Here is a 2,184-nt window from a genome sequence, read left to right on the forward strand (position 1 = left end):
ACGACGGCGGCAAGCTGGCCAGGGAGTCCAGCGCTTCCGCCGTCTGGCCCGTCTCCCTGAAGCAATGCGAGAGGGCGAGGAACACGGATTCCTCGCTGAACAGCACTGAAACGTCGATCCGCTCCGCCACCTCGATCCGCGTCACCACCCTGCGAAGGTAGCTTGATGAGAACTGGCTGGCGGCGTCGTCGATCCGGATGGACAAGCCCCGTTGCAGAAGTTCCGAGGCCCGGAGATATCCTCCGTGCTTGTACACAAGCAGCCCGGCAATCACGTAGCAGAGGCCAGCCCAGCCCGGATAGGTACGCGCCAGGGTGATGAGCCGATCCGGTTCCGTGCTGGTGAAGACCGCGTCGTACACCGATTTGGCGGTCTTGCCAGCCAGCCGTTTGAGCCTGGGGACGTCCCCGGCGACGTCGATCCGGCCTGCGGCTTTTCCTCTCAGGACGCCCCAAATCGCACCGCCCAAGCCCTCAGCCAGTCCACCTACCGATGTGCGGACATGTCCGTTCCGGAACGGCGTGATGTCCCTGGTGTCCCCGAAAATCGCTCCGCGCACTCCGGGAACCGAGGGCTCACTCACGGTTGCACTGCCATCACGGGATAAAGCGTCGCAGAATCGGGCATCACAGAACCATGCTAGCTGCGCTTGTCCCGGCCTCTCCCCTCTATTTCCGGGGTTTTCGGGAGTAAGATATCCTCGTCGGCAGGGTTTCCGACTCCTTGCCGCGATACGGCCCTCCATTTGAAGGGCCGATGGAAATCGTGATCGGGAGGAGCTATGACTACTGCTTCACACCCCGCGCAGCACCACGCGATGGGGCTGACGCTCCACAACTCAGCACTGATTTTGGGCTGGGTTTTCCTGGCTGTTGGCGTCTTGGGATTTATCCCGGGCATCACCAGCAATTACGGCGCCATGACCTTCGCAGGACATGACTCGGGCGCCATGCTTCTTGGAGTCTTCCAAGTATCCGTCCTGCACAATATTGTCCATTTGCTGTTCGGCGCAGCAGGCCTGTACTTCGCAAGGACTGGAAGGATGGCGCGCGGTTACCTCATCGGTGGCGGCGCAATCTACCTCGTCTTGTGGATCTACGGCCTGATCACCATGTCGAACATGAGCGCTGACTTCGTGCCCATGAACGCTGCGGACGACTGGCTGCACCTGGTTCTCGGTGTTGTCATGGTTGCCGTTGGGCTATGGCTTGGACGCGATGTAAGGGAGGAGTCGAAGGGCCGCGCCATGTAGCGCCCCCTCACTCTGCAGCACTCTGCAGTTGCACGACGGCGACCGTCCCTTTCGGGCGGCCGCCGCCTTTGCGTCCGGGGCGCCTACCCGAGAAGCCTGCGTTCGTAGGCGAACGCCACTAGCTGAAGCCTGGTACGCAGCCCGAGCTTGCTGAGCACACTGCGTAGATGGGATTTCACTGTCGCCTCGGAGACAAACAGGCTCTGTGCCATCTCGGCGTTCCCCAAGCCTTTGGCCGCCAGGAGGAACACATCCCGCTCGCGCGGAGACAGCTCGTCCATCACGGCGAGGTCCGGCCCGGCGACCGGCACCGTCCTGGCCGCGTGCTGGAAGAGTTCGTGAACCGAACCGGGCGCGATCACCGAGTATCCCGAATACACGGTCCGGATGGCAGCCAGCAGAAATTCCGGTTCGGCGCTCTTGAGCAGGTATCCGCTCGCGCCCGCCTGCACGGCGTCAACCACGGCTTGGTCCCTGTTGAAGGTGGTCAGGGCAATGATCTTTGGCTTGTCCACCCCGGCCGCATCGGCTTCCTCCGTGATGCGGCGCGTGGCCTCCACTCCGTCAAGCACCGGCATCCGAAGGTCCATCAGCATCACGTCCGGCCGCTGCCTGGCCGCGAGCGCCACGGCTTGTTCGCCGTCGTCGGCCTCCCAAGCCATGTCCATGTCCGCTTGGCTCTGGACGAGCATGCGAATGCCGGAGCGGAACAGTGGTTGGTCGTCCACCAAGGCCACCGTGATCGGTGTTTCAGCCACGTCCGACGCTTTCCCGCTCAGTGCCCGACGACGGCGAGGCGCCCTCGAGAGCCAGCGCCGGCTCCTGCTCCAGCCCCTCAACGGACGGAACACCCTCCTCTTCCGCTCCACCTTCCGGAAAGAGCGCTGCCGGCCGCGAACCATAGGGGATGAACACCGTCACGCGGAACTGCT

The 2,184-nt window shown here is 63.3% G+C and carries 3 protein-coding genes and 1 pseudogene; 1 reads left to right on the plus strand and 3 read right to left on the minus strand.

Translation table 11 applies throughout. From position 1 onward, the window contains the following. Nucleotides 1-583 (minus strand): annotated as a pseudogene (locus tag AHiyo1_RS11955) (hypothetical protein); the annotation flags it as partial. A 198-nt stretch (nt 584-781) separates the two neighbouring features. Between AHiyo1_RS11955 and AHiyo1_RS11960 the strand changes: the two are divergent. Continuing rightward, nucleotides 782-1,252 (plus strand): DUF4383 domain-containing protein, encoded by a 471-nt coding sequence (locus tag AHiyo1_RS11960; protein ID WP_059388710.1) that lies wholly within the window; start codon nt 782-784, stop codon nt 1,250-1,252. Between the two features lie 83 nt (nt 1,253-1,335). Here AHiyo1_RS11960 and AHiyo1_RS11965 read toward each other — a convergent pair whose 3' ends face one another. Next, entirely contained in the window at nt 1,336-2,010 is a 675-nt protein-coding gene (locus tag AHiyo1_RS11965; RefSeq protein ID WP_253257296.1) for a response regulator, read from the minus strand. After that, the coding region (locus AHiyo1_RS26700) for a hypothetical protein (RefSeq protein WP_253257297.1) at nt 2,003-2,184 on the minus strand (182 nt) is incomplete at its 5' end. The genes AHiyo1_RS11965 and AHiyo1_RS26700, both read right to left, overlap by 8 nt.

The organism is Arthrobacter sp. Hiyo1 (assembly GCF_001263615.2).
Lineage (GTDB): Bacteria > Actinomycetota > Actinomycetes > Actinomycetales > Micrococcaceae > Arthrobacter.

Excerpts from the sequence above, each read along its gene's own strand:
- AHiyo1_RS11960 (WP_059388710.1), top strand. The coding sequence starts at position 782 with ATGACTACTGCTTCACACCCCGCGCAGCACCACGCGATGGGGCTGACG.